The sequence below is a fragment of the Streptomyces sp. NPDC104313 genome (assembly GCF_055583985.1).
The window spans coordinates 1-5,384 of the sequence record NZ_JBVJMW010000037.1 but is presented as its reverse complement, the minus strand read 5'-3'; the positions used below and the strand labels follow the sequence as shown (position 1 = coordinate 5,384).

Below are 5,384 nucleotides of genomic sequence, written 5' to 3'. Positions count from 1 at the left end.
CTCACCGAACAGACCGACACCACCGGCACACCTCAAGGCATCGACGGCCTCCTCGAATACGCCCACGACCTCTTCGACCACCAAACCGCCCAGAATCTCGCCACCCACTTCGTTCGGATCGTCGAAGCCCTCACCGCCGCCCCCGACACCCCGCTCGACGAGATCGACATCCTCGCCGCGGAGGACCGGAACCAGCTCCTCGTCGAGTGGAACCGGACCGAGCACGTGCTACCCGAAGCGGCCAAGTCGCTTCAGGAGTGCTTCGCCGACCAGGCCGGCCGAACGCCCACCGCTGTGGCGGTCCGTTGCGGCACGGAGGTCATGACCTACCGGCAGCTCGACCTGCGGGCGGGACGACTGGCCCGGCGGCTGGCTGATGCGGGGGTCGGACCCGAAGATGTCGTCGGTGTGCTGATGGAACGCTCGTCCGACCTCCTGGTCGCGCTCCTCGCCGTACTGAAGGCCGGCGCAACCTACCTGCCTCTGGACTTCCATGACCCCGAGCATCGGACCCGCCGCATGCTCGCGGAGACCGGAACCCGGGTGGTGCTCATCGACGCGGCCGCGCGCGCGGAGCACCAGCTTCCCGACGATGTACGAGCGATCGCCGCCGACGCTGTGTCCGGCACGCACGACGGTGGTGAGGAGACCTTCCACGCAGCCTGCGACCCGAGGCAGCTGGCGTACGTCATCTACACGTCGGGCTCCACGGGCGAGCCCAAGGGCGTCGCGGTCACCCACTCCTCCGTCGTCCACCTGGCCCTCGACCGATCCTTGCAGGGCGAGAACCACCGCCGGGTCCTCTTCCACTCGAAGCACTCCTTCGACGCGGCGACCTATGAAATCTGGGCCCCTCTGCTCTCGGGCGGGGAGGTCGTGGTGGCTCCGACGGGAAACCTGGACGCGGACGCGTTGGAGCGGCTGACCGCCGACCAAGGTGTAACCGGACTGTGGCTTACCGCGGGCCTTTTCCACCTCATCGCCCGCGAACGTCCCACCTGCCTCGCCGGGGTGCGCGAACTCTGGGTGGGCGGTGACGTGGTCGACCCACACGCCGTACGCCGCATGCAGGAGGCGTGCCCGCGTATCGAGATCGTCGACGGCTACGGACCCACGGAAAACACCACGTTCACCACGCACTACCGGATTCCTGGCCAGGACACCGCGGACGCGCGCCCCGTCCCGATCGGTCGACCGCTGGACAACACTCGGGTGTACGTCCTCGATGCGGGTCTGCGACCTGTTCCCGTGGGTGTGATCGGTGAGTTGTACACATCGGGTGCGGGTCTGGCGCGTGGGTATCTGGGTCGTCCGGGGTTGACTTCGGAGCGGTTTGTCGCTGATCCGTTCGGTGTTCCCGGGACTCGTATGTACCGTTCCGGTGACTTGGTCCGCTGGAACATCCGGGGTCAGCTCGAGTATGTCGGTCGTGCCGATGACCAGGTCAAGATCCGTGGTTTCCGTATCGAGCTCGGTGAGGTCGAAGCGGTGCTGGCCGCTTCGCCGGGTGTCGCGCAGGCTGCTGTCGTCGTGCGCACGGACCGGCCCGGTGACAAGCGGCTCGTCGGCTACGTGGTTCCGGGTGTCGGTCTCGCTCTCGATGTGGTCGAGTTGCGCCGGGCGATGTCGGTGGTGCTTCCGGACTATATGGTTCCGGTGGCTGTGGTGGTGCTGGACGGGCTGCCGTTGACGGCGAACGGGAAGCTCGACCGCAAGGCTCTGCCCGCCCCCGACTTCAGCGCGAGCGTCGGGGACCGGGCACCCCGTACCCCCCGCGAGGAAATACTGTGCGCGGTATTCGCGGAGGTGTTGCGTCTCCTCCGGGTCGGTATCGACGACAGCTTCTTCGACCTCGGCGGCGACAGTATCGTGTCGATCCAGCTCGTCAGCAGGGCGCGCGAAGCCGGCCTCGTCGTCTCGGCACGCGACATCTTCCAGAACCCCTCGGTGGCGGAACTGGCTCTGGTCGCAAGGGAAGTGGAGCCCGCGATGGTGACCGGGCCGGCCGGCGACGGCGTGGGCCAGATGCCATTGATTCCGGTTATGCACGCCTTCGACGTGGACGGCATCGGCTTCGACAAGTTCCAGCAGTCGGTACTCGTGCGTGTTCCCGCCGGCGCCGGCCTGGACCGGCTGGCCGACACACTGCAGGCGGTCGTCGATCACCACGACATACTGCGGGCACGGCTCACTGGCGTGGTGGGTGACCGGTCACTGGAAATCGACGAGCCGGACAAGGTACGCGGGAGGGACCGCCTGGAGCGGGTCGATGTGTCCAGCACGGACACCACGGCGCTCCGCGCGGCGGTAACTGTCGCACTGCACAACACCCAGGACCTTCTGGACCCGGGCGCGGGTGTCATGATCCGCGCCGTCTGGTTCGACGCGGGAACCGACCGGCCGGGAAGGCTCCTGCTGGTCCTGCACCACCTGGTGGTGGACGGTGTCTCCTGGCGGATCCTCCTGCCGGATCTGGCAGCGGCCTGGGACGCAACAGCCGCGGGTCGGCCCGTCGCGCTTCCGCCGGTCGGGACACCGTTTCGCCGGTGGGCCCACCTCCTCACCCAAGAAGCACAAAACCCCTCCCGGACCGCCGAGTTGCCGCTGTGGGAGAAGGTGCTGCAGGAGTCCGAACCGTGGCTGGGTGGGCGAGAGTTGGACCCGGCACGCGACACGCTGGGCAGTGCCGCGTCTGTTTCCTGGACATTGTCGAGAGAACAGACCCTGCCCCTGCTGACCCGCATACCCTCTCAGTACTTCTGCGGCGTCGACGATGTGCTGCTGACTGGCCTGGCACTGGCCTTCGCCCAATGGCGGGGTGCCCGAGGTGAGGGGAATGACCGGTCGCTGCTGGTGGATCTGGAGGGTCACGGCCGTCAGGAGATCACCGATGGCGTCGAACTCTCCCGCACCGTGGGCTGGTTCACCAGCATTCACCCCGCACGCCTCGATCTCGGCCTGGTCGGCACCGAGGCGCACGAGCTGGACGGCCGCGTTGCCGACGAGGCGCTGAAGCTCGTCAAGGAGCAGCTCAGGGCGCTGCCCGACCACGGCATCGGTTACGGCATGCTGCGCCACCTCAACCCGCACACCCGAGCAGCCCTGGCCCAACTGCCCCAACCACAAGTCGCCTTCAACTATCTAGGCAGGTTCTCGGCACCGCAGGACGCCGACTGGTCCGTTGCGGTCGGCTCCGACGTCCTGAATGCCGGGGCGAGCGACGCCATGCCCCTCGTTCACGCTCTCGGCGTGAATGCCGTCACGCACGACCACGCGGACGGGCCGCGAATGACGATCAGCTGCACCTGGCCGCGCGAGCTGCTCACGGAGGATGACGTCCGGGAGCTCGGCGACGCCTGGATCGCCGCTCTGAACACCCTCGCCGCACACGCGGACGACCCGCAGGCCGGCGGACGCACCCCATCGGACATGCCCCTGGTATCGCTCGACCAGACGGATATCAACCGGATCGAGGAGCAGACGCGGGTCTCCGACATCCTTCCGCTCTCTCCTCTCCAGGAGGGGCTGTTGTTCCACGCTCTGTACGACGAGCGGGGTCCGGATGTGTATGTGGTGCAGTTGGCCCTCGAGCTGGAGGGTGAGGTGGACGCGGAGCGCCTGCGGGCCGCCGGTCGGTCGCTGCTGGGGCGTTACCCGAATCTGTCCGCGGGCTTTGTCGTACGGGGCGGCGGTCAGCCCGTCCAGGTCATTCCGGACTCGGTGGAACTGCCGTGGCGGGAAGCGGACTTGCGCGGCCGCACGCCTGATGTCCGGTCGGTGGAACTGGAGCGTCTGGTCAAGGAAGAGGCATCGCGACGCTTCGATATGAAGCGGCCCCCGCTGCTCCGGTTCGCCCTGGCCCGCCTGGATGACGACCGCTTCAGCCTCGTCCTCACCTTCCATCACATCCTGCTCGACGGCTGGTCGATGCCGGTGTTGATGCGGGAGCTCTTCACCCTGTACGGGGCGGGTGGCGACGGTTCGGCGCTGCCGCGCGTGGCACCGTACAAGGAGTACCTGTCGTGGCTGGCCCGCCAGGACCGCGACGCCTCCAAAGCTGCCTGGGGCAAGGCGCTTGCCGGTCTGGAGGAGCCGTGCCGTCTGGCCCCCGGTGAGCCCAGTGGGGACACCGCCGTGCCCGAGAAGGTCACGCGCCTGGTCTCGGCCGAACTGACGGGACGGCTCAAGGAGTTGGCGCGCGGCCACGGCCTGACGATGAACACTCTGGTCCAGGGCGCCTGGGCGTTGCTCATCGGCTCGCTGACCGGCCGCGACGACATCGTCTTCGGTACCACCGTCTCCGGACGTCCGGGCGAGATTCGCGGCATCGAGACCATGGTCGGCCTCTTCATCAACACCGTCCCCGTCCGTGTCCGGCTCGATTCTTCCGAATCGCTCATCGACCTCCTCACGCGTGTCCAGCGCGAACAGACGGAACTCCTCGACCACCAGTACCTGAGCCTCGCCGAAATTCAGCACACGGCCGGTATCGGAGAACTCTTCGACACCACAACAGTCTTCGAGAACTACCCCCTCGACGCCGACAACCTGGGCGGCGCCATCGACGGCCTGCGCCTTGTCAAGGCGCACGGCCAGGACGCCACGCACTACCCGTTGAGCCTCGCGGTACTGCCCGGGAACGCCCTGCAGCTCAGCCTGGGCTACCGCCCCGACCGGCTCGACGCGGATGCGGTGGAGAAGATCGCGGGCCGCTTCGTCCGCCTGCTGGAGCGGGCCGTCACACACCCGGGCGAGCCGACCGGACGGATCGACGTCCTGTCGGCTACGGAACGCGTCCGGCTCCTCGTGGACTGGAACTCCACGGACCGTGATGTCGGGGCGGGCTGCCTGCCCGAGCTGTTCGAGTCCCGTGTCGCAGACGCTCTGGACGCCACGGCGATCGTGGCGGGCGACGAGACGCTTGGCTACGCAGAGCTGAACCGGCGCGCCAACCGCCTCGCTCATCTGCTGATCGAGGAAGGTGTGGGTCCCGAGCAGGTGGTGGCCCTGGCCGTACCGCGCTCGGTGCACATGGTCATCGGTGTGCTCGCCGTGCTCAAGGCGGGCGCGGCCTACCTGCCGGTGGACCCCGCGTACCCGACGGACCGGATCGCGTTCATGCTCGACGACGCCAGGCCCACCCGGCTGCTCACCACTACAGGCATCGCCCCGGGCCTGCCCGGCACCGACGTCCCAGTCCTGCTCCTGGACGCCCCAGCAACGCGGGAGGCGGTCGCCGGACAGAGTGAGACCAACCCCACCGACGTGGACCGCATCGCCGTGCTGTGCCCTGCCAACACCGCGTATGTGATCTATACCTCCGGTTCTACTGGCCGGCCCAAGGGTGTGCTGGTGTCGCATGCCGGTATTCGGAGTCTGGTGGC

General features: G+C 67.9%; 1 protein-coding gene. It reads left to right on the top strand.

What is annotated here, in order from left to right:
• The coding region (locus ACZ60Q_RS35930; RefSeq protein WP_469641815.1) for an amino acid adenylation domain-containing protein at positions 1 to 5,384 on the top strand (5,384 nt) is incomplete at both ends.